The sequence below is a fragment of the Paraburkholderia sp. RAU2J genome (assembly GCF_003634845.1).
In the GTDB taxonomy this organism is placed as follows: Bacteria; Pseudomonadota; Gammaproteobacteria; order Burkholderiales; family Burkholderiaceae; genus Paraburkholderia; species Paraburkholderia fynbosensis.
The window spans coordinates 1,615,835-1,640,291 of record NZ_RBXG01000002.1; the positions used below are offsets into that span (position 1 = coordinate 1,615,835).

Below are 24,457 nucleotides of genomic sequence, written 5' to 3' on the forward strand. Positions count from 1 at the left end.
AGCGCGCCTTGTTTTCTTTCCCTCTCAATGAACTTCGTACTACAGAATAGGCCGAACGTAGGAATTTACTTACAACGGATTACTAAGAATCATGGTTAAATGTAAAATCCGTATTCGTTAGAGTAAGACGTGTCGTCAAACCATCCGAAGTCGTAGTCGTCACTTCCGCTGTCGTAACTGTCGTCCAGGGTGAAGTTGTACTGATTGCCACCCGACGAGACAAGCATGTTATTGCTGCCGTAGTCGGCCCATCCTGTCTCATATCCGGTCGGACCATATGCGACCGCGTTATAACCGCCGCCCACGCCATAGGTGAACTGCGTGAATCCCGTCAGGTTGCCGTTGGTGTCGTAAGAGTCGTACTCCATTTCCTGACCGTTGCCATTGAAGATGATGGCGTCCTGCGTACCATTGGCGTTGAACTGATGCGCGGTCATGCTGCCGTTGCTGCCGTACTGATCGTATTCGATCAGCCGGCCCGATGGCCCGTCCCAGAACCAGTCATCGGTCTTCTGGCCACTCGTATTGAAACTCGCGTATTCGACTTCCTGACCATTGCCGTTGTAGACAATTGCCGTCTGCGAATTGTCGGCATTTAACAGGTGGACAATCTGCTGATTGCCTGAAAACTCGATTAGTTCGGTCTCCCGGCCGTTCTTGTCGAAAAAGGCATCCGAAGTCAGCGCGCCGTTCGCTGCAAACGTCGCGTATTCGGAGACATGTCCAGACGGATCAAATATGGCGGAATTCTGCGTGCCGTCCGCGTTGAAGATATGCGCGATCCCGCTACCGTCCGCGTTGTAGTCGTCCCGCTCTGTCGCGCGGCCGGTCGTAGCGTCATAGAAGGTATCCTGCGTGATCTTGCCGTTGGTGCCGAACGTTGCGTACTCGGTTTCGCGGCCGGCTGCATCGTACGCGATTGCGTTCTGCGTGCCGTTGCTGTTGTACAGGTGCGCAACTGAACTGCCGTCCGCGCTCCAGTCCCTTTCCTGCGTCTCGCGGCCGGTCGTGGCGTCATAGAGAATATCCTGGGTGATCTTGCCGTTGGTGCCGAAACTCGCCTGTTCCGTCTGGTGACCCGCGGCGTTGTAGTAAATCTGGTCCTGCGAGCCATCGGCATGGAACAGGTTCGCCACGGCGCTACCATCCGCGTTGTAGTCATCCCGCTCTGTCGCGCGGCCAGTCGCGACGTCATAGAAGGTATCCTGGGTGATCTTGCCGTTGGTGCCGAACGTTGCGTACTCGGTTTCGCGGCCGTAGGCATCGTACGCGATTGCGTTCTCCGAGCCATTGGCGTTTAACAGGTGAGTGGTCCAGCTACCGTCCGCGTTCCAGTCGCTTTCCTGTGTCTCATGGCCAGTCGCGGCGTCATAGACGATATCCCGGGTGATCTTGCCGTTGGTGCCGAAACTCGCCTGTTCCGTCTGGTGACCCGCAGCGTTGTAGTAAATCTGGTCCTGCGAGCCATCGGCATGGAACAGGTTCGCCACGGCGCTGCCATCCGCGTTGTAGTCATCCCGCTCTGTCGCTCGGCCAGTCGCGATGTCATAGAAGGTATCCTGCGTGATCTTGCCGTTGGTGCCGAACGTCGCATATTCCGTTTCGCGACCGGATGCATCGTACGCGATTGCGTTCTGCGTGCCGTTGCTGTTGTACAGGTGCGCAACTGAACTGCCGTCCGCGCTCCAGTCCCTTTCCTGTGTCTCGTGCCCGGTCGTGGCGTCATAGAGAATGTCCTGCGTGATCTTGCCGTTGGTGCCGAAACTCGCCTGTTCCGTCTGGTGACCCGCAGCGTTGTAGTAAATCTGGTCCTGCGAGCCATCGGCATGGAACAGGTTCGCCACGGCGCTACCATCCGCGTTGTAGTCATCCCGCTCTGTCGCGTGGCCTGTGGTCGGGTCGTAAAAGATGTCCTGCGTCTTCAGGCCATTGGTGCCGAACGTCGCGTACTCCGTTTCGCGGCCGGATGCGTCATAGACAGTATTATCGGTCGGAGCCCCGTTTGAGCCGATGTGCATTGAGTCAACCAGCACGCCGCTCTGGTTGTATTCCGCGGCGTTAATATTGCCGGATGCGTCCTTGACACTGACGACGGTCTGGCCCCCGGTAATTGACACCTGCATGTTGCTGTTTGCAATCGTCAGCGTCGTCCCGTTGTCCAGGATTTGCAGCGGGCCAGGCATTGCGCCGAAGTATTTGGTGATTTCATATCGCAGGTTTTGCTGCTTCTGAGCCTGCGCCAATGCCTCGGCCGTAGCATCCGGATCGTCGCCCGCCAGTTGGAGTGTCGGATACGCCTGCTGCGCGATGCTTTGCGCGTCTTGGTTCGTGTAGTTCTGCACGCCATCCGTACTGTTCAGCAGGAAGCCCTTCACGGAGTTGAAGAACATCCCGGCTTCCCCTTCGATCACGTTGTCGGTCGTGATCTTCGAAAACCAGTTGCCGATCTGGGCCTTTACCGACGGATTGGTTGCGTTGAAATAGGCGGTTTCCATATCCTTCCCAAGTTCGAGAATTGAACCGGTCGTGGAAATGAAACTACCGTTCTGATCTTTCAGTAGATCATTCCAGAGTTGCTGGCTGGTAGCGGGGTCAAGTACGCTGAATGGTGTATTCAGGGTCCAGACGTCATTCGGGAGCCCATTATTGTAGAAAGTCTGGTTGTGGATGGCCCAAGCATCTTGCCAGGTAATGTCCGTATTCGTAGTCCCGCCGTTATTGACGGCCTGGTTAAGCAGAAGATTAAGGTAATCCTTGGTCAGTTCGGTTTTGATCTGCGTAAGTTGGGTGCTTGTCAGATTAACACCATTGATCTGGGCAGATGTATTGAGAAAACCCAGCGCTGCCGCGCCGCTTACCGTGCTCCCCGTGACGACGCCAAGCGCAAGTCCCGCATATTGATACCCATTCTGCTGAAGGTACTGATAGACGCCTACAAGGTTTCCATTGTTGGCCATTTGGATGAGTGACCCGATCTGGTCTTTGCTGAGGCTGTTTGGCATCTGCTTTCCTTGAAATGTGATTAATTTGTTTATTCGGTTTTGCTTTTAATGATTTCAAATGTTTTTACAATCGAAGTTACCTGTTTTTGCATTTGCCTCCAATCTTTTAGGTGCTGTGGGTTATACTTTATATCGACAAAGGAATCCAATTCCGGAATGATGAATGTTTGTTCGCAGGTTGTCGGCACATAGGGCGGAACGACCATTTGTTCGCATTCAATTTTGGCCGACTGGCCCTGAATATCAGCGTAAAAATCTTTATGCATTGATTGCCAGGAAAATTGGCGATCATTTGAGGAAGCCCCGACCATCACTTCATGGTGGAGACCGTAAATATTTTGTGCAATCTCATAGTGAGATGTGGCCGAAGAAAATTTGACATTGCTTTCCCTGATGTCGTCAATGTAATGCTTGAACCAGCCTTTTTCATGTATTTTCCCCCTGTTGTTATTCCACGTAATGCCAACCGTGATCCAGTCCTGATTGAATCCGTAACGGTTTTTCTGATGACGCCAGCTAGCTCCATTTTCGGAATTGAACGGCGCATAGTCCGGGAGATGCAGCAGTAATGAAAAAGTACGAATCTTCATGTCCGGTGTCGGGACGCGATTGCGATTCTTTTTCAGCCATTCGGCATTCCAGATATCATCACCCTCGTACTCAATGGGGAAGAACTGGTATTTCGCCGGAACAGCCATCGGCACACCATTCAGATTGCCGAATGTCGGCGAATTGGGGTCAATCTTTCTGTTTGTGCCCGACACGTGCATGCAGGCAACGACCAGTAAGCTGGCAAGTACAATTGAAAAAGCAGTTTTTTTGTATTTCATATATTTCTATTTTTCAGTCCCGCATTGATTTCTGAATACCATCCCATACCGGCTCAAACAGGTAATCGAACGCGCTACGCGACCGCGTTTTGATAAACACCTGCGCATGCAATCCCGGCCCAAGCACTATCGGTTCTTTCGCGATCCGGTTTGCACGGGCCACCGCATCGGGCGAAATTTCAATGTGCGCCAGATAGAACGGCTGCCGCGTTTCTTTGTCGTTCAGAGAATCGGCGGAAAGATAGGCGACGGTGCCTTCCAGCACTGGCGAGGTACGCGGGTTATACGCAGTCAGCCTCACATCGGCATGACTGTTCGGGGTGATCTCACGCACGTTGTCGGGCTTGATCTTCGCTTCGATAATCAGCGGCGCGTCTGTTGGCACCAGATCGAGGATCGGCTCGCGTGGACCGATAGCCGCGCCAAGCGTATGCAGCCGAAGCCCCACGACCTCGCCGGCTACCGGTGCCGTGATGCGTGTACGTGCATCGGTGTCCTGTGCGGGGCGCAATTGCTCCGTAATCTGCAAAATCTTCGCAGTGGTGTCCTTCAACTGTCCATCGGCTGATTTCACATAGTCGTTGCGCAACGTGGCAATCTTCAGATCGAGGTCGGTCTGCTTCTGCCGTGCGCGAATCAGTTCCGCCGCATCCGACTGTTGACGCGACTGATAGTCAGCCGCAGCGCGACGCAATTCCATCATCTTTGTCTCGGTGACGTAACCCTCGCTGCGTAGCTGTTCGTTGACCTGCAATTCCTGCCTTGAAATGCCCAGGCTTTGTTCGCTGGTGTTCACGAGTGCAGTGACGGCGGCAATCTCCTGACGCGTCTGTGCCGCCTGTTCCTGAAGTAGCGCGAGCTGGTCTGCCAGCGCCTTGCGCTCGGAGTCGAATAGCGTCTTTTCTCGCTGCATCAACTCTGCAATACCCGGCTTCGATGAGTCTTCCGTAAAGCGGGCCGGAAACGTGATGGCGTTTTTCAGGCCGCGTTCTGCGTTGAGCCGTGCCGCTTTCGCGTCATCTTCATCGAGTTGCGACTGCAATGCGGCGACTTCCGCCCCGGGCCGCACGTTGTCCAGCGTTATCAGCAGGTCGCCAGCCTTGACGCGATCACCGTCTTTCACATGGATCGCCTTGATAATGCCGCCTTCCTGATGCAGGACGGTCTTGCGTTCACCATCGTCCCGCACAACGCCTTCGGCGACGACCGCACCGGATAGCGGCGCGAGCGTGGCCCACAGACTGAGTGCGCCCACTCCCACGACCAGCACAATGCAACCAGCCGTAATCGTCCTGCGCGGCAAGCGCGGGCCATCGTCGAACGGATGAAGGTCGCACACATTGGTAAAAGGGTGCGTCAGTCTGGCGCGAACGGACTGGATAGCTGGTCCCAGTTTCATGACGTCGGAGCCTCCTGGCGTTGCGGCTTGTCGGCAGGTGGTCCAACCGGATTTGTTCGTGATCGCATCCACGCTTCAACCTGCTCGCGCGTTCCGAAACACTCCATCTGGCCGCCGCGTATCACCAGTACGCGGTCGGCAATCGACAGGACGGTCTGCCGGTGACTCACCACGACGACCGTCACGCCGTCCCGCTTCAGTTGCAGTACGGCATTGTTCAATAGCCGTTCGCCGTCCGTATCGAGATTGGCATTCGGCTCGTCAAGGAGCACAAGCCGGGGCTCGCCATAGAGCGCGCGGGCGAGTGCAACGGCCTGGCGCTGGCCGCCTGACAAGGTCTCTCCCGCCTCGCCAATCTGCGTTTCATAGCCGTTTGGCAAGGTGAGGATCAACTCGTGAACGCGCGCCCGCTGCGCCGCACGAACGATAGCGCCCGCGTCCGCTTTCGCCGGATCGGGGTCGCGGGCGATGTTGCCTGCAACCGTTCCGGAGAACAGTTCCACGTCCTGAGGCACGTAACCGAGAAAGCGACTGAGTGATTCACGCGGCCACTGCGCGATATCTGCGCCGTCAAGTCGAACCGTGCCCGACTGTGGTGCCCACAACCCGGCAAGCAACCGCAATAGCGTTGACTTTCCAGACGCGCTTGAACCGACGATCACCAGAAGTTGCCCCGGAGTCAGCGCGAAATGAATACCCCTGAGTAACATGCGCCCACGCGGATCACCCACGCCGCGACTATTGAACGTTAGCGACTCGACCGTGAGCCGTCCCTGAGGTCGCGGCAATTCAACTGGTCGCGTTACGGGTGGGCGACGATAGAGCGCGTCGAGCCGCTTCCAGCTCTGACGCACCTCAATAAACTGCTTCCAGCTCCCAAGCATCTGCTCGACTGGCGCGAGCGCCTTGCCTAACAGGATGGTGGTGGCGAGCATGACGCCGCCCGTCGCAATCTGGTTAATGACGAGCCATGCACCGGCCGCCATCATCACGACCTGAATCGCCTGACGTAGCGTCTTGCTGATGTTCCGGCTAAGGGCTGAAGTGTCGGCCGCTTGCGCCTGCGCGTCGAGATCGATGCGCCGACGCGACGACCACGCATCGAGCACGGCCGTATTCATGCCGAGCGCCGTCACGATTTCCGCGTTACGGTTGATCTGTGTGTATAGCTGGTCTGTCTCGCGCTGATGTGCGGTGTAGGCGCGCACGCTGTTTTTCGTCAGCCGGTCATTGAGTAGCGCCACGCTCACAAGCAGCACCGCGCTCGCAATCGCAATCAGGCCAAGCGACCAGTGAAACAGGAACATGAGAACGAGATAAACGACAAGCCACGGCATATCCAGAAACGCGGTGATCCCTGATCCGGAGAGGAAGGCCCGCAATGCAGCGACGTCCTGCGCCGTTGCAATGTCGGGCGATTGAACGCGCCGCGCATGCGCTTCGATTCGCGCGGCCAGTGAGAGCCGGTCAAGGCGGTCAGCAAGCTGCCGGCCGAGGTCGCTCAACAGGCGACTGCGCACCACATCGACGGCCAGCATCATCAGCAATGCGATGACCATGAAAGCCATCAGCATGGCGAGTGTTTCCAGACTTCGGTTTGGCAACACGCGGTCATAGACCTGCAAGAGGTACAACGTGGGGGCGAGAACCAGCAGATTGCTGGCAACACCAAACAGCGCGGCAAACCACGCGTGTCGCTTGATTGCATGAAACATGAAGGTCTTTTTATTTGTTTGGCTGCTCGGGTTGCCCGTCGCTGCTGCCGACGAGTTGCGCGAGCGTCGTGCCGTCGAGCTGGGCCACGCTTGCCTTGAGATGGAGAAATTGCATCAGTGTGTCGTAGCGCGCTTTTGAAAGATCGCGCCGGGTGCTGAACAGTTTGTCCTCGGCATTCAGGACATCTGCATTGATCCGCACACCCACCTTGAAGCCCTTGCGATTCGAACGCAGGGCGGTCTCAGCCGACCGCTGCGCGGTGCGAAGCGCGGAAACCTGCGCCAGTCCATCACGCACACCAAAGAACGCCTGTTGCGCATCCAGCGCAGCCGAACGGCGCGCGTCTTCAAGATCGTGGTCTGCCTTGTCGCGCAGTGCGAGCGCCTCGCGCTTTCTGCTCGTCGTGGAGAATCCGTCGAACAGGGGAATGCTGATCTGAATTCCCACTTCGCCGGACGTTGCCCGGTTCGCGCCGGTATTGAAGTTTGTCTGTCCGTTGATGAATGCCGCGTTACCGTGACTGACATTGCCGACAATCGATATGCTCGGCATGAATCCCGCATTGACCTTCGAGATTTCGCGTCGTGCAATCTCAAGGGCGATCTGCTGCTGTCTGACGTCCAGCCCTGACGTTTCGGCATCCGACACCCAGTTTTCGATTGGCTGAGATATGGAAAGCGATAACGCCGCATCGTCATTGAGTGGGTCCAGGCCATCGACAGGATGCCCCACTATCTTTTGCAGGGCGGCGTATCGGGTCGCGAGGTCGCCTTGTGCATGTGCAAGGTCAGCCACGGCAGCGTCCGCGGCTGCCTGTCCTTCATCAAGGTCAACGACGGTGGCAGCGCCTAGCGAGAATGTTCGTTGTGTGAGCGCCAGTTGTTCAGCGACTGAACGCTGATGCTCCTGGGCCAGCAGGAAAGTGTCCTTAGCGCCCAGCGCGTCGAAGTATGCCTGCGACACACGAAGTGTCGCATCCTGTTTTGCACTTGCGAAGGCGAGGCCGGACGCCATCACGGATAGCCTGCTTTGCTGATAGATTTGCCAGTCGTCCCACTTGAAAACAGACTGGTTCAGCGACAGCGTTGACCCGACCGTCGAATAGCCGGCCGCAGGCTGGCCGGGAACATTGACGGTGTTCCTGAATGTGGATTCCGTAAAGGAAAGATGAGGCAGTAGCGCGCCGCGCGCCTCGGGTTCCTTTTCAAGTCCTGCCCGATAGGCCGCTTCGGCGCTCGCAAGTTTGGCGTCGTTGGAGAATGCGTCGTCAGCCAGTTGCAGCAGGCCTGCCGCATACGTTGGCACGCCGCCAGACAGTAGCGTGAGGAGGCCGAGCAAAAGCGCACGGTTTTTCGACAGACGCGCGGTCTGTCTGGCCAGACGACGTCGTGGACAATTCCTGTTGAGCATCACAGGCTCACGGCGTCGCTGATTTGATTCGTTGGCATTCGCTAAATTTCCTCCTGGACAATGGATCCAAGAGGCTACTGCTGCGTCCCCTTTTTGGAAGTCGGACGAATCTGAAATGTAAATGCCGATGTTGTCGAAGCCGAGAAGAGTCCGGGAGTTGTCTTGCGTCCGGTAATTGTGAAACCGGAAAATCGTCCGCCGTCCCTCAACTGGCCTCGCCGGGCAGACGATGACGAGTGATGTACTTTCCCGCTGGGAATCCGGCCCGCTGTGACGTTCGCGCGTGTCTGGTGACCCAGCTTCATAACCGCCGCCAATGGCAAGTGGTCTTTACGAATTCCCCCAGACGGCCGGGGTTCTTTCCGCAAACATCCCGCAACTTCCCCACTCGCTCCCCACGGCAATGTAGTCGCCCCGCAGGGCTCCAGCGCATCTGGCTGGAACCCTTGCCTGACAAGGCTTCCAAGGGATAGGGGTTTTCACGTAAATGCCCGTTGCGGGGACAGCACAGGTTGAGCACATGACGCGCTGCCTGTTTCCCGTTTAACTGCACACGCGAACGCATGTGCGGGCACCAAACGCGCGCATACGACAGCACATGGCACCCCGTCCGATAAGCGCTTGCGGCCGGCGTTTCCTTGACGGCGCGGAGCCGCCGGCCTACACTCGCACGCACTTTGGTGCTCGTGTGCGCGCTCGTGCGCATGCAGTTAAACGGGAAACAGGGTGCCCGCCTGCATTGGACCGGGTCAACCTGTGCTGCCCCCGCAACGGTAAGCGAAAAGTGGCGTCGACTGGATTGACCGACGCTGCGGAGCCGGCTTCGATGTCCACGCGCAAGGCCGCGTCGGCATATCACCACTGGGCGAGAAATCACTCGTCCGGGAAGGGGAAGCGGCGCTTTCGCCAGCCCGGATACCGGCCAGAATACGCAGGATGCCCGTCGCGGGGATGCGACGGCGCGTTATTGACCTCACACCCGCTTTCTGTTTACCGTTGTCGCGGCGACGCCGCCGTTCGTCCCCGTGTGTTGTGATCGAGCCGGCTTTGGCAGCGCGTGCGCCTCGTGCGTGTCCGCTCGGCCGGCCCATGCAGACAGACGCGCGAACGTACCGGCGGCCCCGTGCAACGCCTACGGATGGACCACACGATGCAAACTCAAATGCGCAAGATCCCCGTCACCATCGTCACGGGTTTTCTCGGCAGCGGCAAGACCACGCTGCTGCGGCATATTCTTCAGCATGCGGGCGGCAAGCGCATTGCGGTGATCGTCAACGAGTTCGGCGAGCTCGGCATCGACGGCGAAATCCTCAAAGGCTGCGGCGTCGGTTGCGATGAAAACGGCGTCGAAACCGAAGGGCAACTGTATGAACTCGCGAACGGCTGCCTGTGCTGCACCGTGCAGGAAGAGTTCTTTCCCGTGATGGAAAAGCTCGTCGAGCGCCGCGAGCAGATCGATCACGTGCTGATCGAAACCTCCGGTCTCGCGTTGCCCAAGCCGCTGGTGCAGGCGTTCAACTGGCCGCAGATCAGGAACAGCTTCACCGTCGATGCGGTCGTCACGGTCGTCGACGGCCCGGCTGCCGCCAGCGGCCAGTTCGCCGACAATCCCGTGGCCGTCGACGCGCAGCGCAAGGCCGATCCGAATCTCGATCACGAGTCGCCGCTGCACGAACTGTTCGAAGATCAACTCTCGTCGGCCGACCTCGTGATCCTGAACAAGACGGACCTGCTCGACGACGCGCAGCAAGGCGCGCTCGAAGCGGTGATCCGCGAAGAGATTGCGCCGCAGGTGAAGATCGTGCGCGCGCAAATGGGCCAGCTCGATCTGCATACGCTGCTGGGTCTCGAAGCGGCATCGGAAGAAACGATCCACTTGCGCCACGATCATCACGGTTCCGCCGAGGATGCCGATCACCACCATGACGAATTCGATTCGGTGGTGGTGCAGGCGAGCGCGCCGTCGCGCGAAGCGGTGATCGCCGCGCTGCAAGCGCTCGTCGAAGCGAACACGATTTACCGCGTGAAAGGCTTCGCCGCATTGCCGGGCGCACGGATGCGTCTCGTGATCCAGGGGGTGGGCCGGCGCTTCGACAGCTATTTCGATCGACGCTGGCAGCCCGGCGAAGGGACGCAAAGCCGCTTCGTGCTGATCGGCGAAGATCTCGACCAGACCGCGTTGCAACGCGCGTTCGACGCGGCGCTCGGCGTCGTGTCGTCGAGCGCCGCGGCCAGCGAGGCGTAAGCACTCATGCATCTGCTGCGCACGACGCCGGGCGGTTTCGTCGACGATACGCAGGGCGTGATCCGTATCGATCAGCAGCCCGCCGACATCGTCGTGCTCAGTTCCGCCGACACCACGCTGTCGCTGCTCGCGAGTGTGTTTCCGCGGCTGGGCGAGGGCTTCCCCAGCGTGCGGCTCGCGAACGTCACGTATCTGCGGCAACCGGCCTCGGTCGATTTCTATCTCGAGGATGTGCTGCAGCACGCGCGCGTGGTGGTGGTCGATCACCTGGGCGGCGAAGCGTATTGGCCGTACGGCATCGAGCAGGTGGTCGCGCTGGCGGAGCGCAAACAGCAGACGCTCGCGATGTTTTCCGGCGACTTGCAGGAAGATCCGAACCTGCTCGCGCGCAGCACCGCCGACGCCGATCTGTGTCATCAGCTCTGGCGCTATCTGCGTGAAGGCGGGCCGCAAAACGCCGAGGCGTTTTTGCGCTGCATCGCGCACCGCGCGTTCGGCTGGGGGCGCGAGCCTGCGCCGCCGCGCGCGTTGCCGGCCGCCGCGCTCTATCATCCGCGGCACGACGTGCCGAGCGTCGCCGACTGGCAGGCGCGCTGGCAAGCCGGCGCGCCGATCGCGGCGATCCTGTTCTACAAGGCGCATCTGCAGGCGGCCAACACGGCGGTGTTCGACGCGCTGATCGACGCGCTCGAAGCGCAGGGCCTCAATCCGTTGCCGATCGCGATCACGTCGCTGAAAGATGCGATGAGCCGCGACGTCGTGCAGACGCTATGCGCGCAACACGAGGTCGCGCTGGTGTTGAACACGACGGCCTTCGCCGCGTCCGCGATCGACGACCCCGCGCCGCTCGCGCTGGCCGGCGACGCGCCGGTGTTCCAGGTGATTTTGAGCGGCGGCAATCGCGACGACTGGCTCAAGGACAACCACGGCCTCAATTCGCGCGATATCGCCATGCATATCGCGCTGCCGGAAGTGGACGGGCGCATCATCACGCGCGCGATCAGTTTCAAGGGGCTCGCGTATCGCTGTGTGCACACCCAGGTCGACGTGGTGCGTTATCAGCCGGACCTCGAACGTGTGGGCTTTCTCGCCGAACTGAGCCGGCGCTGGTGCCGTCTGCGTTCACTCGATAACGCGGACAAAAAACTCGCGCTGATTCTCGCCAACTATCCGATGAGCGAAGGGCGCATCGGCAATGGTGTGGGACTCGACACACCGGCGTCGGTGGTCGGCATGCTGGCGATGCTGCGCGACGAGGGCTATCGTCTCGCGGACGAATTGCTCGCCGATGGCGATGCGCTGCTGAAGAAGCTCACGCAAGGCGTAACCAACGATCCGGTGATGCGCGATCTGCGGCCCGCGCTGCAAAGCCTCGCGCTCGACGACTATCTCGCACATTTCAACGCGCTGCCCGCCGGCGCGCGTCAAGCACTGAATGCGCGCTGGGGCACGCCCGAGCAGGATCCGACGCTGCGGCGCGGCCGCTTCATGATCGCGGGCTGGCGGTGTGGGCAGGTGTTCGTCGGCATCCAGCCTGCGCGTTCGCGCGAGCAAGGCGACTATGCGAGCTATCACGACGCCGATCTGGTGCCGCCGCATGCCTACCTCGCGTTCTATTTCTGGCTGCGTCACCAGTTCGCTATCGACGCGGTCGTGCATGTCGGCAAGCACGGCAATCTCGAATGGCTGCCAGGCAAGAGCGTCGCGTTGAGCAACGCATGCTGGCCCGATCTGATCCTCGGGCCAATGCCGCATCTGTATCCGTTCATCGTCAACGATCCGGGCGAGGGCAGCCAGGCCAAGCGGCGCGCCCAGGCGGTCATCATCGATCACCTGATGCCGCCGCTCACGCGCGCCGAAAGTTATGGGCCGTTGCAGGATCTTGAGCGTCAGGTCGACGAATACTATGAAGCGCTGATGGTCGATCCACGCCGCTCGAAGCTGCTACGGCGCAGCATTCTGGCGACGATCGTCGAGCACAAGCTGCATGAGGAGCTGAGTCTCGCGGAGCCGAGCGGCGAGGATGACGAGGACGCGCTGCTCACGCGCGTCGACGCGTGGCTGTGCGAACTGAAGGAAGCGCAGATTCGCGATGGCTTGCATACGTTCGGGCAATCGCCCGACGGCGTGCAACGGCGTGACACGTTGCTGGCGTTGGGGCGCTTTCCTGTCGGCGACGGGCAAGGCGCTAAAGCCGGCTTGATCGACGCATTGGCGCGCGATCTGCGGATAGATCATCTGTTCGATCCGCTGTCGGTGGATTGGTCGGCGGTGTGGGACGGCCCGCGTCCGGATGTGTTGCAGCAGGTGAGCGATGCGCCGTGGCGGCATGGCGGCGACACGCGCGAACGGCTCGAGTTGCTGGCGGCGGACATGTTGAGCGGCGTGTGCGGCGACCGGGGCGATCTGAGCGAGTTGCACGGCGGGATATCACGCGCGATAACGCCAGCCGGTACGCTGCCGCAAGCGGAGCAGGTCATCGAGCGCTTGCGCGACGACGTGCTGCCGAGGCTCGACGCCTGCGGTCCACAGGAAATGCTGCATCTGAAGCGCGGCCTCGAAGGGCGCTTCGTGCCGCCGGGGCCGAGCGGTTCGCCGTCGCGCGGGCGGCCCGACGTGCTGCCCACCGGCCGCAATTTCTATTCGGTCGACACGCGCGCGGTGCCGACGCAAGCCGCGTGGTCGCTCGGACTGAAATCCGCGCAGCAGTTGCTCGAGCGGCATCTGCAGGACAAGGGCGATTATCCGCGCGCGATCGGACTCTCGGTGTGGGGCACCGCGACGATGCGCACCGGCGGCGACGACATCGCCCAGGCGCTCGCGCTGCTCGGCGTGCGGCCGAAGTGGGCGCCGGGCAGCCATCGCGTGACCGACTTCGAGATCATGCCGATCGAAGCGTTCGACCGTCCCCGAATCGACGTCACGTTGCGCGTGTCCGGCTTTTTCCGCGACGCCTTTGCGAACGTGATGCACCTGTTCGACGCCGCCGTGCAGACCGTTGCCGAACTCGACGAACCCGAAGCGCTGAATCCGATTCGTGCGCGCGTGCGGCGCGAGCGCGATGCGCTGATCGCGCGCGGCATGGACGCTGCCGAGGCGCGCCGGCGCGCCGGCTGGCGCGTGTTTAGCGCACGGCCCGGCGCGTATGGCGCGGGTCTGCAGGACATGATCGACTCGCAGCAGTGGCAGACCGACGCCGATCTCGCGAACGCGTATCAGGCGTGGGGTGGCTACGCGTACACGCAGAAGCACGCGGGCGAAGCAGCGCGCGATGCGTTCGGTGCGCGCCTCGCCGCGCTGGACGTGGTGCTGCAGAACCAGGATAACCGCGAGCACGACCTGCTCGATTCGAACGACTACTATCAGTTCCAGGGCGGCATGGTCGCGGCGGTGCGACATCTGGCTGGCACTCAGCCGAGCGTGTATCACGCCGATCACAGCAACCCGAGCGCGCCGCGAGTGCGCACGCTGCATGAGGAAATCGCGCGCGTGATTCGTTCGCGTGTGGTCAATCCCAAGTGGATCGATGGCGTGAAACGCCACGGCTATAAGGGCGCGGCAGAGATCGCCGCAACCGTCGATTATCTGTACGGTTACGATGCGACCGCGCGGGTGATCGCAGATCATCAATATGCACTCGTCGCCGATGCTTATCTGAACGACGCTAATACCCGCGGGTTCTTGCAGCGGCACAACCCGCATGCGTTGCATTCGGTCTGCGAGCGTCTGCTCGAAGCGATGCAGCGGGGGTTGTGGCAGGCGCCGGGTGAATACCGTGCGCAAGTCGAAGGGCATCTGCTCGCGAGCGAGCAGCAGATCGAAGGAATGCAGACATGAATGCAGCGACGCCAGCAGTGAGCCACCAGGCGGCCGGGGATCCGCGGCCTGATCAGCGGCCCGCGTTTCCGTTTGCCGCGTTGATCGGCCAGGCGCCGTTGCAGCAGGCGCTGCTGCTGGCCGCGATCGATCCGGGGCTGGGCGGCGTGCTGGTCAGCGGGCCGCGCGGCACGGCCAAGTCGACCGCGGCGCGCGCGCTCGCCGAGTTGCTGCCGCAAGGGCAACTGGTGAATTTGCCGCTCGGCGCGAGCGAAGACCGTCTGATCGGTACGCTCGATATCGAAACCGTGCTGCGCGACGGCTCGGTGCGCTTCTCGCCGGGCCTGCTCGCGAAAGCGCACCACGGCGTGCTGTATGTGGATGAAGTCAATCTGCTGCCCGATGCGCTCGTCGATGCATTGCTCGACGTCGCGGCGAGCGGCGTGAACACCGTCGAGCGCGATGGCGTTTCGCATAGCCACGACGCGAGCTTCGTGCTGATCGGCACGATGAATCCCGAAGAGGGTGAACTGCGGCCGCAATTGATCGACCGCTTCGGCTTGATGGTCGAGTTGCAGAACTGTTTCGAGCCGCCAATGCGTCAGGCGATCGTGAAGGCGCGGCTCGCGTTCGATCTCGACCCGCAGGGTTTTCGCGCGGGCTATGCGGGGCGGCAGGCGGCGTACGTCGAGCGGATTCGTGCCGCGCGCGAAGCGCTGCCGCAGCTCGCGTTCGACGATGCCGTGCACGCGCACGTCAGCGCGTTGTGCATCGAGGCGGCCGTGGATGGTCTGCGCGCCGATCTCGTGATGCTGCGCGCGGCGCGGGCGTTGGCCGCGCTGGAGCAGGCGGTCGCGGTAACGGCGGAGCATGTCGACCGGGTCGCCGGGGCGGTGCTGATTCATCGGCGTCATCAGCGTGATGGGCAGGCAGGTGGCGATGCGTATGAGAGCGAAGCACAGCGGCAAGCCGATGCGGGCGGCGATGCGGATCGACCGGCTGGATCTGGTGCGGATGCCGCGTCGGCGTCTCCCGGCGCCGACGAGAACGACTGGGGCTACCTGCCGCCCGAGCCGGCCCCGACCACGCAAGTCAAAGGCGTCATACCGCTTGCCGCAAAAAAACGCTGAGCCATCGGAAGGGCGCCGCCGCTGACTCGCGCAGCGGTTTTCGATGGCGACAAGGCGTGGGTGCGAATTCGCGCAGTCATCTGCGGAGCGATCCGCGCGGCAAGTCGGGTACGCGCATCGCCTGGCCGCTAACGCTTGCCGCGAAGCGCGCGGCGCCGCTGCGTGCGGAGCACCTGCAATTCGTGCGCGAGGCACCGCCCGGCGGCGTGCTGCATTGTTTCGTGCTCGATTGTTCCGGCTCGATGCTGGCCGGGCAGCGTCTCGCGCTCGCGAAGGGCTTGCTGATCGCGCTGTTCGACCGCGCGAGCGCCGCGCGCGCCGAAGCTGCGCTGGTCTGTTTCGGCGGCACGGATGCCGACGTGCGTTTTGGCCCGGCCGTGCCGCGCTGGTGGAACGAGCGCTGGCTCCGGCCGGTGGGAGGTGGCGGCGGCACGCCGCTCATGTCCGGCATCCGGCGCGCCGCACAGTTGCTCGCGCAGAGTGCGCGTGTGAAGCCCGCCCAGCAGCGTTGGCTGTGGATTCTCACCGATGGCCGCACCCGCGACGAACCCACGCGCCCACTCGACGCGGACGAAGTCGTATTCGTCGATTTCGAGCAGGGGCCGATACGGCTCGGCCGTTGCGAGGCACTCGCGGATGCCTGGGGAGCGCGGCGTGTCAGGCCGGAAGAGTTGATCGGCTGAGCGTCTGAGCGGGGCGTGCGTCTGTGGGTCCGCTTCGATACGCTTATTTCAGGCCGTTCGACCAGTACTGCACCTCGTCCTGCCGGTCGAATACGAAGACTTTCATCGCCATCTGCTGGGACGCGTCGAGCCGATCCAGCTCGAGCCCGTGGTTCGACGGGGCGCCCGGCGCGTTGCCTTTCTGCACGTTGCGGATGATGGCGCTGGTCTCGATCTGCGTATCGAATTCCGCCGACTTCAGGCGGAACGCGATACGCAACCGTTCGCCGACCGCGCCGAGGGTCCACGAGGCACTCAACGACATGCCGAGCGCGCTGATGCCCTTTGCCAGACCGAGTCCTTCATATGCATCGCCCGTTTCGCCGATGCCGAAACGTACCGCCAGATGCGCCTGAACGCGGATCGATTTGCGCTCGCGCAGACGGCGCACGACGCCGGGCTTCGACAGCACGACGTAGTCGAACGGCGCGCGGCAGACCGCTTCGACCGTGCAGACGAAGCGGAACACGGCCTGGCTGGCGATGGCGACGATCTCGACGTTTTCGCCCGGCGCGAGCGATAGCTGGCGGCCTTGCTGCAACGGCGGCGTGACGAAGAGCGCGTGATTCGGCGCGAAACCGATGATGCGGCATGGATGCATTGGCGCGCCGCTGCCGAGTTGTGAACGCACGCCGATCAACGCGCCTATTTCGAGGTGCATGTCCTTTAGCGTCAGTTCGCCGGCGGAGTCCGCGGAGGGTGCTGCCGTGGGCGGCGCTTGGATAGCCGTGTCCGGCAAATTACCGCGCTGCGGGTGAAAGTGGCCGAACAGGAAGTTGCGCTCGTCCGTGTTCGCGAGGGTAGTGCCGCTGGCGAACAGCAGTGTGCCGTCGCTGTCGACGATCGGCCACGCGAGGGGCGTGCCGACCGGCACCGCATCCGGGGCAAGCACCGGAGATAGCGCGGCGGGCGAGTTTTCCACGACGTGTTCCTCGACAGGATTATCCATGGTCGGGCGGTTATTTTAAGTGGCGGGATATCTTGGTTGACGGCGGCGGGAGTGAAAACTTTAGTGCGAGGCTATTGCGGTCGATTACGCGTCGGCGGTTCCGAACGGGGTGTTCGATAAAATGGGATAACTAACTAATTTTTGACTTTGCCCGGAGGCGTGGCTTTGCTGACCAGAAGAAAATTCACCGATGGGGCTTGACGCCATGGCGGCCGTTCTCCATAATCTCGTTTCTCTGCTGCGGATGCAGCGACGCAGAACGACGCGGTGCCGGGTGGTTGAAGTGGGTGCTGTGCGTGAGCGGATCGATCTTTAAAAATTAACAGCCGATAAGTGTGGGCGCTTGATGCGGGACGCGACGGTGGATTCTGCGGAATCTGCCGTAAAAGCGGAAGTATCAAGTCTCACACAGTAATGAAAGGAAGGTTTGACCATCGGGAGATGGTCGGACACTTCGTCAGTACGTTGAGTGAGCGACCGGTTTCGAAAGAGACCGAAAAACAGTAACAGGTTTGAACTGAAGAGTTTGATCCTGGCTCAGATTGAACGCTGGCGGCATGCCTTACACATGCAAGTCGGACGGCAGCACGGACTTCGGTCTGGTGGCGAGTGGCGAACGGGTGAGTAATACATCGGAACGTGTCCTGGAGTGGGGGATAGCCCGGCGAAAGCCGGATTAATACCGCATACGCTCTGCGGAGGAAAGCGGGGGATCTTTCGGGACCTCGCGCTCAAGGGGCGGCCGATGGCAGATTAGCTAGTTGGTGGGGTAAAGGCCTACCAAGGCGACGATCTGTAGCTGGTCTGAGAGGACGACCAGCCACACTGGGACTGAGACACGGCCCAGACTCCTACGGGAGGCAGCAGTGGGGAATTTTGGACAATGGGCGCAAGCCTGATCCAGCAATGCCGCGTGTGTGAAGAAGGCCTTCGGGTTGTAAAGCACTTTTGTCCGGAAAGAAATCCTTTGGGCGAATACCCTGGGGGGATGACGGTACCGGAAGAATAAGCACCGGCTAACTACGTGCCAGCAGCCGCGGTAATACGTAGGGTGCAAGCGTTAATCGGAATTACTGGGCGTAAAGCGTGCGCAGGCGGTTCGCTAAGACAGATGTGAAATCCCCGGGCTTAACCTGGGAACTGCATTTGTGACTGGCGGGCTAGAGTATGGCAGAGGGGGGTAGAATTCCACGTGTAGCAGTGAAATGCGTAGAGATGTGGAGGAATACCGATGGCGAAGGCAGCCCCCTGGGCCAATACTGACGCTCATGCACGAAAGCGTGGGGAGCAAACAGGATTAGATACCCTGGTAGTCCACGCCCTAAACGATGTCAACTAGTTGTCGGGTCTTCATTGACTTGGTAACGTAGCTAACGCGTGAAGTTGACCGCCTGGGGAGTACGGTCGCAAGATTAAAACTCAAAGGAATTGACGGGGACCCGCACAAGCGGTGGATGATGTGGATTAATTCGATGCAACGCGAAAAACCTTACCTACCCTTGACATGTATGGAACCTGGCCGAGAGGCCGGGGTGCCCGAAAGGGAGCCATAACACAGGTGCTGCATGGCTGTCGTCAGCTCGTGTCGTGAGATGTTGGGTTAAGTCCCGCAACGAGCGCAACCCTTGTCCCTAGTTGCTACGCAAGAGCACTCCAGGGAGACTGCCGGTGACAAACCGGAGGAAGGTGGGGATGACGTCAAGTCCTCATGGCCCTTATGGGTAGGGCTTCACACGTCATACAATGGTCGGAACAGAGGGTTGCCAAGCCGCGAGGCGGAGCCAATCCCAGAAAACCGATCGTAGTCCGGATCGCACTCTGCAACTCGGGTGCGTGAAGCTGGAATCGCTAGTAATCGCGGATCAGCATGCCGCGGTGAATACGTTCCCGGGTCTTGTACACACCGCCCGTCACACCATGGGAGTGGGTTTCACCAGAAGTAGGTAGCCTAACCGCAAGGAGGGCGCTTACCACGGTGGGATTCATGACTGGGGTGAAGTCGTAACAAGGTAGCCGTATCGGAAGGTGCGGCTGGATCACCTCCTTTCTCGAGCTAAGCGCGTCAGAAGTGTTGAGCGCTCACGCTTATCGGCTGTGAAAAAGACAGACTCAGGGGTCTGTAGCTCAGCCGGTTAGAGCACCGTCTTGATAAGGCGGGGGTCGATGGTTCGAATCCATCCAGACCCACCAAAGTCTTGTCTGGTGAGCTGACCGGCTAAAAACCTCTGGGGTATCTGCATGACTGGGGGATTAGCTCAGCTGGGAGAGCACCTGCTTTGCAAGCAGGGGGTCGTCGGTTCGATCCCGTCATCCTCCACCAATCCTCAATGCTGGTTTGTCTGCATGCGCTAACGGGAGTTGGCGGTGTAGTGAAACAAGCATTGGCGATTGAGCCAGTCAGAGCGATACGCAATCACGGATTGCGCGATCGGCTGTCGTTCTTTAACAATCAGGAAGAAGTAGTAAAGAGATTCACGAAAGCACACCTGGAGATGGGTGTGCGGGTAGGTGAATCAGGGTTGTGATTGTATCAATGTATTTTTTAAGTGATCGAAAGATTGCTTTGGAATACGGCGCAACACGAATACTCAACCTGTAGCGGAATGTGAACTGGAGAGTCCTTCGGGAACCTTGTCCCCTTCGGGGATGAGCCCCGCGTAAGCGCTAAAGCGCTAACGCGGGCCGCAAGACACACCCGTTATAGGGTCAAGCGAACAAGTGCATGTGGTGGATGCCTTGGCGATCACAGGCGATGAAGGACGCGGTAGCCTGCGAAAAGCTTCGGGGAGCTGGCAAACGAGCTTTGATCCGAAGATGTCCGAATGGGGAAACCCACTCCGAATGGAGTATCCATGACTGAATCCATAGGTCATGCGAAGCGAACGCGGTGAACTGAAACATCTAAGTAACCGCAGGAAAAGAAATCAACCGAGATTCCCAGAGTAGTGGCGAGCGAAATGGGACCAGCCTGTACTCTTTATCTTCACTGTTAGCTGAAGGCTCTGGAAAGTGCTGCCATAGCGGGTGATAGCCCCGTAAGCGAAAACAGCGAGGAAGAACTGGGTGTACGAGAAGTAGGGCGGGACACGTGAAATCCTGTCTGAAGATGGGGGGACCATCCTCCAAGGCTAAATACTCGTGATCGACCGATAGTGAACCAGTACCGTGAGGGAAAGGCGAAAAGAACCCCGGGAGGGGAGTGAAACAGATCCTGAAACCGCATGCATACAAACAGTCGGAGCCTTCGCAAGGGGGTGACGGCGTACCTTTTGTATAATGGGTCAGCGACTTACATTCAGTGGCAAGCTTAACCGATTAGGGCAGGCGTAGCGAAAGCGAGTCCGAACAGGGCGTTCAGTCGCTGGGTGTAGACCCGAAACCAGGTGATCTATCCATGGCCAGGATGAAGGTGCGGTAACACGTACTGGAGGTCCGAACCCACTAACGTTGAAAAGTTAGGGGATGAGCTGTGGATAGGGGTGAAAGGCTAAACAAACCTGGAAATAGCTGGTTCTCTCCGAAAACTATTTAGGTAGTGCCTCGTGTATCACCTTCGGGGGTAGAGCACTGTCATGGTTGTGGGGTCCATTGCGGATTACTACGCCATAGCAAACTCCGAATACCGAAGAGTGCAATCACGGGAGACAGACATCGGGTGCTAACGTCCGGTGTCAAGAGGGAAACAACCCAGACCGCCAGCTAAGGTCCCCAAATATTGCTAAGTGGGAAACGAAGTGGGAAGGCTAAAACAGTCAGGAGGTTGGCTTAGAAGCAGCCATCCTTTAAAGAAAGCGTAATAGCTCACTGATCGAGTCGTCCTGCGCGGAAGATGTAACGGGGCTAAGCAATATACCGAAGCTGCGGATGCACATTTATGTGCATGGTAGGAGAGCGTTCCGTAAGCCTGCGAAGGTGCACTGGAAAGTGTGCTGGAGGTATCGGAAGTGCGAATGCTGACATGAGTAGCGATAAAGGGGGTGAAAGGCCCCCTCGCCGTAAGCCCAAGGTTTCCTACGCAACGTTCATCGGCGTAGGGTGAGTCGGCCCCTAAGGCGAGGCAGAAATGCGTAGCTGATGGGAAGCAGGTTAATATTCCTGCACCATTGTTAAATGCGATGGGGGGACGGATCGCGGAAGGTTGTCCGGGTGTTGGAAGTCCCGGTCCTTGCATTGGAGAAGGCGCTTTGGCAAATCCGGGCGCGCAATTCAAGGGTGTGAGGCCATTCACTTCGGTGAAGAAGCAACTGGAAGTGGTTCCAAGAAAAGCCTCTAAGCTTCAGTTTAACAGGACCGTACCGCAAACCGACACAGGTGGGCGAGATGAGTATTCTAAGGCGCTTGAGAGAACTCGGGAGAAGGAACTCGGCAAATTGGTACCGTAACTTCGGGATAAGGTACGCCCCGGTAGCCTGACTGGCCTGCGCCAGAAGGGTGAAGGGGTTGCAATAAACTGGTGGCTGCGACTGTTTAATAAAAACACAGCACTCTGCAAACACGAAAGTGGACGTATAGGGTGTGACGCCTGCCCGGTGCCGGAAGATTAAATGATGGGGTGCAAGCTCCTGATTGAAGTCCCGGTAAACGGCGGCCGTAACTATAACGGTCCTAAGGTAGCGAAATTCCTTGTCGGGTAAGTTCCGACCTGCACGAATGGCGTAACGATGGCCACACTGTCTCCTCCCGAGACTCAGCGAAGTTGAAGTGTTTGTGATGATGCAATCTCCCCGCGGCTAGACGGAAAGACCCCATGAACCTTTACTGTAGCTTTGCATTGGACTTTGAACCGGTCTGTGTAGGATAGGTGGGAGGCTGTGAAGCGTGGACGCCAGTCTGCGTGGAGCCGACCTTGAAATACCACCCTGGTCTGTTTGAGGTTCTAACCTTGGCCCGTGATCCGGGTCGGGGACAGTGCATGGTAGGCAGTTTGACTGGGGCGGTCTCCTCCCAAAGTGTAACGGAGGAGTACGAAGGTACGCTAGGTACGGTCGGAAATCGTGCTGATAGTGCAATGGCATAAGCGTGCTTAACTGCGAGACCGACAAGTCGAGCAGGTGCGAAAGCAGGTCATAGTGATCCGGTGGTTCTGTATGGAAGGGCCATCGCTCAACGGATAAAAGGTACTCTGGGGATAACAGGCTGATACCGCCCAAGAGTTCATATCGACGGCGGTGTTTGGCACCTCGATGTCGGCTCATCTCATCCTGGGGCTGTAGCCGGTCCCAAGGGTATGGCTGTTCGCCATTTAAAGAGGTACGTGAGCTGGGTTTAAAACGTCGTGAGACAGTTTGGTCCCTATCTGCCGTGGGCGCTGGATATTTGAAGGGGGCTGCTCCTAGTACGAGAGGACCGGAGTGGACGAACCTCTGGTGTACCGGTTGTCACGCCAGTGGCATCGCCGGGTAGCTATGTTCGGAAGAGATAACCGCTGAAAGCATCTAAGCGGGAAACTCGCCTTAAGATGAGATATCCCCGGGGCTTCGAGCCCCTTGAAGGGTCGTTCAAGACCAGGACGTTGATAGGTCAGGTGTATAAGCGCAGTAATGCGTTAAGCTAACTGATACTAATTGCCCGTAAGGCTTGATCCTATAACAGGTGTGTTTTGCGATGACCGTCAGTGCTTCGGCACTTATGGACATCCCACCCCCGAAGGGGGCAACAGACACCCAGGTTGAGATCAGTGTTGTGCCTCGAACAACACAGCCCGCCTCCTCTGGTGAGCATCACCAGACACTACTTCTTCCCGATTGGTTGTGCCGCCCCCAGAGGCGACACGACAACAAGTCATGCCTGATGACCATAGCGAGTCGGTCCCACCCCTTCCCATCCCGAACAGGACCGTGAAACGACTCCACGCCGATGATAGTGCGGATTGCCCGTGTGAAAGTAGGTAATCGTCAGGCTCCCCAGCAGCAACAGAAACCCCACCCCCAAAAGGTGGGGTTTCTGCGTTTACGGCGCGGCAGGGCACCGGACGGAATAGAGGACAACGGCCCGGGCAGGCGCTTCGCACGTTGCTGTAGTGGTCAAGTTATTTCGGACAGGCTGATAGGTTCTTTTACTGTCGGTTTTGCCTCGTAGGCAACGGGCGACAGATAGCCCAAAGTCGAATGCAAGCGTACTGCGTTGTAAAAACCGACGATGTACTGGTTGATGTCGCGCCGTGCTTCATCGTGGTTGGCGTACTGACGCTGCCACACGCGCTCCATTTTCAGGTTCAGGAAGAACCGCTCCATTACCGAATTGTCCCAGCAATTTCCTTTGCGGCTCATACTGCAAACCACGTGATGCTGCTTGAGCAAGGCCTGGTATTCATCGCTCGCGTACTGGCTGCCCCGGTCCGAATGCAGGAGCAGGCCTGACGCTGGCCGACGCTGCTGCAGCGCCATGGTCAGTGCCGAAATGACCAGTGCGGCCGGCATGGTCGGCGCCATGGACCAGCCGACCACCTTGCGTGAGTACAGGTCCAGTACGACCGCCAGATACAGCCAGCCTTGCGCCGTGCGGATATACGTGATGTCCGAAACCCACGCGCGGTTGGGCTCGGCGACCTCAAATTTCCGGTCGAGCACGTTCTCCGCGACAGGTAGCGTATGCCTGCTGTCGGTCGTCGAGACGAACTTGCGCTTCCAGCTCGTGCGCAGGCCCGCTTCGCGCATCAGCGTCCGCACCCGGTAGCGACCAATATGCGGCCCATGCTCCCGCAGCGCATGCATCACACGGCGGCTGCCATAGCTCGCGCCACTGGCGACGAATGCTGCCTTGACGTGGGTCCGCTCCTGCAGACTCTTTGCACTCGGCTTAGCGCGCTGGTGCGCATAGTAGCCAGAGCGACTCACCTCCAACACCCGGCAGGCGTGACTGACCGATACGGCCTCCTGTTGCAAGTGAGTTACCACGCGGTAACTCACTTCAGTTCCCGGGCAAAGAAGGCCGACGCTTTTTTTAGCAGCGCATTGTCCTCGCGCAATTGCCGGTTCTCCGCTTCAAGTTGCCGGATGCGCTGCTGTTCCGCCGTCAACGGCTTGCCCTCGCCGGGGCCGCCCGCACGCTCTGCGTCGTACTGGGCCACCCAGCGCCGCACGGCTGTCTCAACAAGGTCCATCGACCGGCAGACTTCGCTGACCGATAACCCCTGGTCCCGTACCATCCGTACCACTTCCAGCTTGAAGCTGGTGTCAAATTGTCGGCGCCTTCTTGTCATCCTGCTCTTTTTCCTCGTCGATTCCGGATTGTCCCCC

11 protein-coding genes, 2 tRNA genes, 3 rRNA genes and 1 riboswitch are annotated in these 24,457 nt (G+C 59.6%); of the genes, 9 read left to right on the plus strand and 7 right to left on the minus strand.

Going from position 1 to position 24,457, the window contains the following annotated elements; all coding sequences use genetic code 11:
• Positions 1-95: 95 nt before the first annotated feature.
• Genes B0G69_RS24750 through B0G69_RS24775 form a run of 5 tightly spaced genes read right to left on the minus strand, consistent with a single transcriptional unit; the run spans position 96 to position 8,357 of the window.
• Complete coding sequence (locus B0G69_RS24750; RefSeq protein WP_147440765.1) at positions 96-3,002, minus strand: hypothetical protein; 2,907 nt, start codon at positions 3,000-3,002, stop codon at positions 96-98.
• A 29-nt stretch (positions 3,003-3,031) separates the two neighbouring features.
• Complete coding sequence (locus B0G69_RS24760; RefSeq protein ID WP_121321911.1) at positions 3,032-3,832, minus strand: hypothetical protein; 801 nt, start codon at positions 3,830-3,832, stop codon at positions 3,032-3,034.
• 13 nt (positions 3,833-3,845) lie between these two features.
• Complete coding sequence (locus tag B0G69_RS24765; protein ID WP_241991454.1) at positions 3,846-5,303, minus strand: HlyD family type I secretion periplasmic adaptor subunit; 1,458 nt, start codon at positions 5,301-5,303, stop codon at positions 3,846-3,848.
• Entirely contained in the window at positions 5,228-6,946 is a 1,719-nt protein-coding gene (locus tag B0G69_RS24770; RefSeq protein WP_121321914.1) for a type I secretion system permease/ATPase, read from the minus strand. The genes B0G69_RS24765 and B0G69_RS24770 overlap by 76 nt, the downstream gene beginning before the upstream one ends.
• A gap of 10 nt (positions 6,947-6,956) precedes the next feature.
• Positions 6,957-8,357 (minus strand): TolC family outer membrane protein, encoded by a 1,401-nt coding sequence (locus B0G69_RS24775; protein ID WP_121321916.1) that lies wholly within the window; start codon positions 8,355-8,357, stop codon positions 6,957-6,959.
• A gap of 661 nt (positions 8,358-9,018) precedes the next feature.
• A riboswitch (cobalamin riboswitch) is annotated at positions 9,019-9,299 on the plus strand.
• 208 nt (positions 9,300-9,507) lie between these two features.
• On the opposite strand from B0G69_RS24775, the gene cobW reads away from it, so the two are divergent.
• Genes cobW through B0G69_RS24795 form a run of 4 tightly spaced genes read left to right on the plus strand, consistent with a single transcriptional unit; the run spans position 9,508 to position 16,231 of the window.
• A complete protein-coding gene (gene cobW, locus B0G69_RS24780) occupies positions 9,508-10,602 on the plus strand; it encodes a cobalamin biosynthesis protein CobW (protein WP_277873561.1) in 1,095 nt (364 codons plus the stop codon).
• Between the two features lie 6 nt (positions 10,603-10,608).
• Positions 10,609-14,439, plus strand: coding sequence for a cobaltochelatase subunit CobN (gene cobN / locus B0G69_RS24785; protein WP_121321920.1), 3,831 nt, complete (start codon positions 10,609-10,611; stop codon positions 14,437-14,439).
• Positions 14,436-15,548, plus strand: a complete 1,113-nt coding sequence (locus B0G69_RS24790) for an ATP-binding protein (RefSeq protein WP_121321922.1) — start codon at positions 14,436-14,438, stop codon at positions 15,546-15,548. Before cobN ends, B0G69_RS24790 begins: the two co-directional genes overlap by 4 nt.
• 56 nt (positions 15,549-15,604) lie before the next feature.
• On the plus strand, positions 15,605-16,231 hold the full coding sequence (locus B0G69_RS24795; protein WP_241991455.1) for a VWA domain-containing protein: 627 nt from the start codon (positions 15,605-15,607) through the stop codon (positions 16,229-16,231).
• 43 nt (positions 16,232-16,274) lie between these two features.
• Here the strand turns inward: B0G69_RS24795 and B0G69_RS24800 are convergent, their stop codons facing one another.
• A complete protein-coding gene (locus B0G69_RS24800) occupies positions 16,275-17,219 on the minus strand; it encodes a flagellar brake protein (protein ID WP_121321924.1) in 945 nt (314 codons plus the stop codon).
• A 514-nt stretch (positions 17,220-17,733) separates the two neighbouring features.
• Between B0G69_RS24800 and B0G69_RS24805 the strand changes: the two genes are divergently transcribed.
• From B0G69_RS24805 to rrf, 5 genes are all read left to right on the plus strand, one after another.
• Positions 17,734-19,266, plus strand: a 16S ribosomal RNA gene (locus B0G69_RS24805).
• A 66-nt stretch (positions 19,267-19,332) separates the two neighbouring features.
• Positions 19,333-19,409 (plus strand) — tRNA-Ile (locus B0G69_RS24810).
• Positions 19,410-19,463: 54 nt separating this feature from the next.
• Positions 19,464-19,539, plus strand: a tRNA-Ala gene (locus tag B0G69_RS24815).
• A gap of 384 nt (positions 19,540-19,923) precedes the next feature.
• Positions 19,924-22,804 (plus strand): 23S ribosomal RNA (locus B0G69_RS24820).
• A gap of 201 nt (positions 22,805-23,005) precedes the next feature.
• Positions 23,006-23,119: ribosomal RNA gene (rrf, locus tag B0G69_RS24825) — 5S ribosomal RNA — on the plus strand.
• Together the 16S, 23S and 5S rRNA genes with 2 tRNA genes alongside form the textbook arrangement of a ribosomal RNA operon.
• A 123-nt stretch (positions 23,120-23,242) precedes the next feature.
• Here the strand turns inward: rrf and B0G69_RS24830 are convergent.
• Positions 23,243-24,420, minus strand: a protein-coding gene (locus B0G69_RS24830; RefSeq protein WP_199731329.1) for an IS3 family transposase whose coding sequence is annotated in 2 segments (ribosomal slippage) — positions 23,243-24,153 and positions 24,153-24,420 — 1,179 coding nt in all. Because the reading frame shifts where the segments join, the coding sequence is not laid out codon by codon here.
• Between the last annotated feature and the right edge of the window lie 37 nt (positions 24,421-24,457).

Coding starts and splice junctions, on each gene's coding strand:
- B0G69_RS24750 (WP_147440765.1), bottom strand. CDS start 3,002: ATGCCAAACAGCCTCAGCAAAGACCAGATCGGGTCACTCATCCAAATG.
- B0G69_RS24760 (WP_121321911.1), bottom strand. CDS start 3,832: ATGAAATACAAAAAAACTGCTTTTTCAATTGTACTTGCCAGCTTACTG.
- B0G69_RS24770 (WP_121321914.1), bottom strand. CDS start 6,946: ATGTTTCATGCAATCAAGCGACACGCGTGGTTTGCCGCGCTGTTTGGT.
- B0G69_RS24775 (WP_121321916.1), bottom strand. CDS start 8,357: ATGCTCAACAGGAATTGTCCACGACGTCGTCTGGCCAGACAGACCGCG.
- cobW (WP_277873561.1), top strand. CDS start 9,508: ATGCAAACTCAAATGCGCAAGATCCCCGTCACCATCGTCACGGGTTTT.
- cobN (WP_121321920.1), top strand. CDS start 10,609: ATGCATCTGCTGCGCACGACGCCGGGCGGTTTCGTCGACGATACGCAG.
- B0G69_RS24790 (WP_121321922.1), top strand. CDS start 14,436: ATGAATGCAGCGACGCCAGCAGTGAGCCACCAGGCGGCCGGGGATCCG.
- B0G69_RS24800 (WP_121321924.1), bottom strand. CDS start 17,219: ATGGATAATCCTGTCGAGGAACACGTCGTGGAAAACTCGCCCGCCGCG.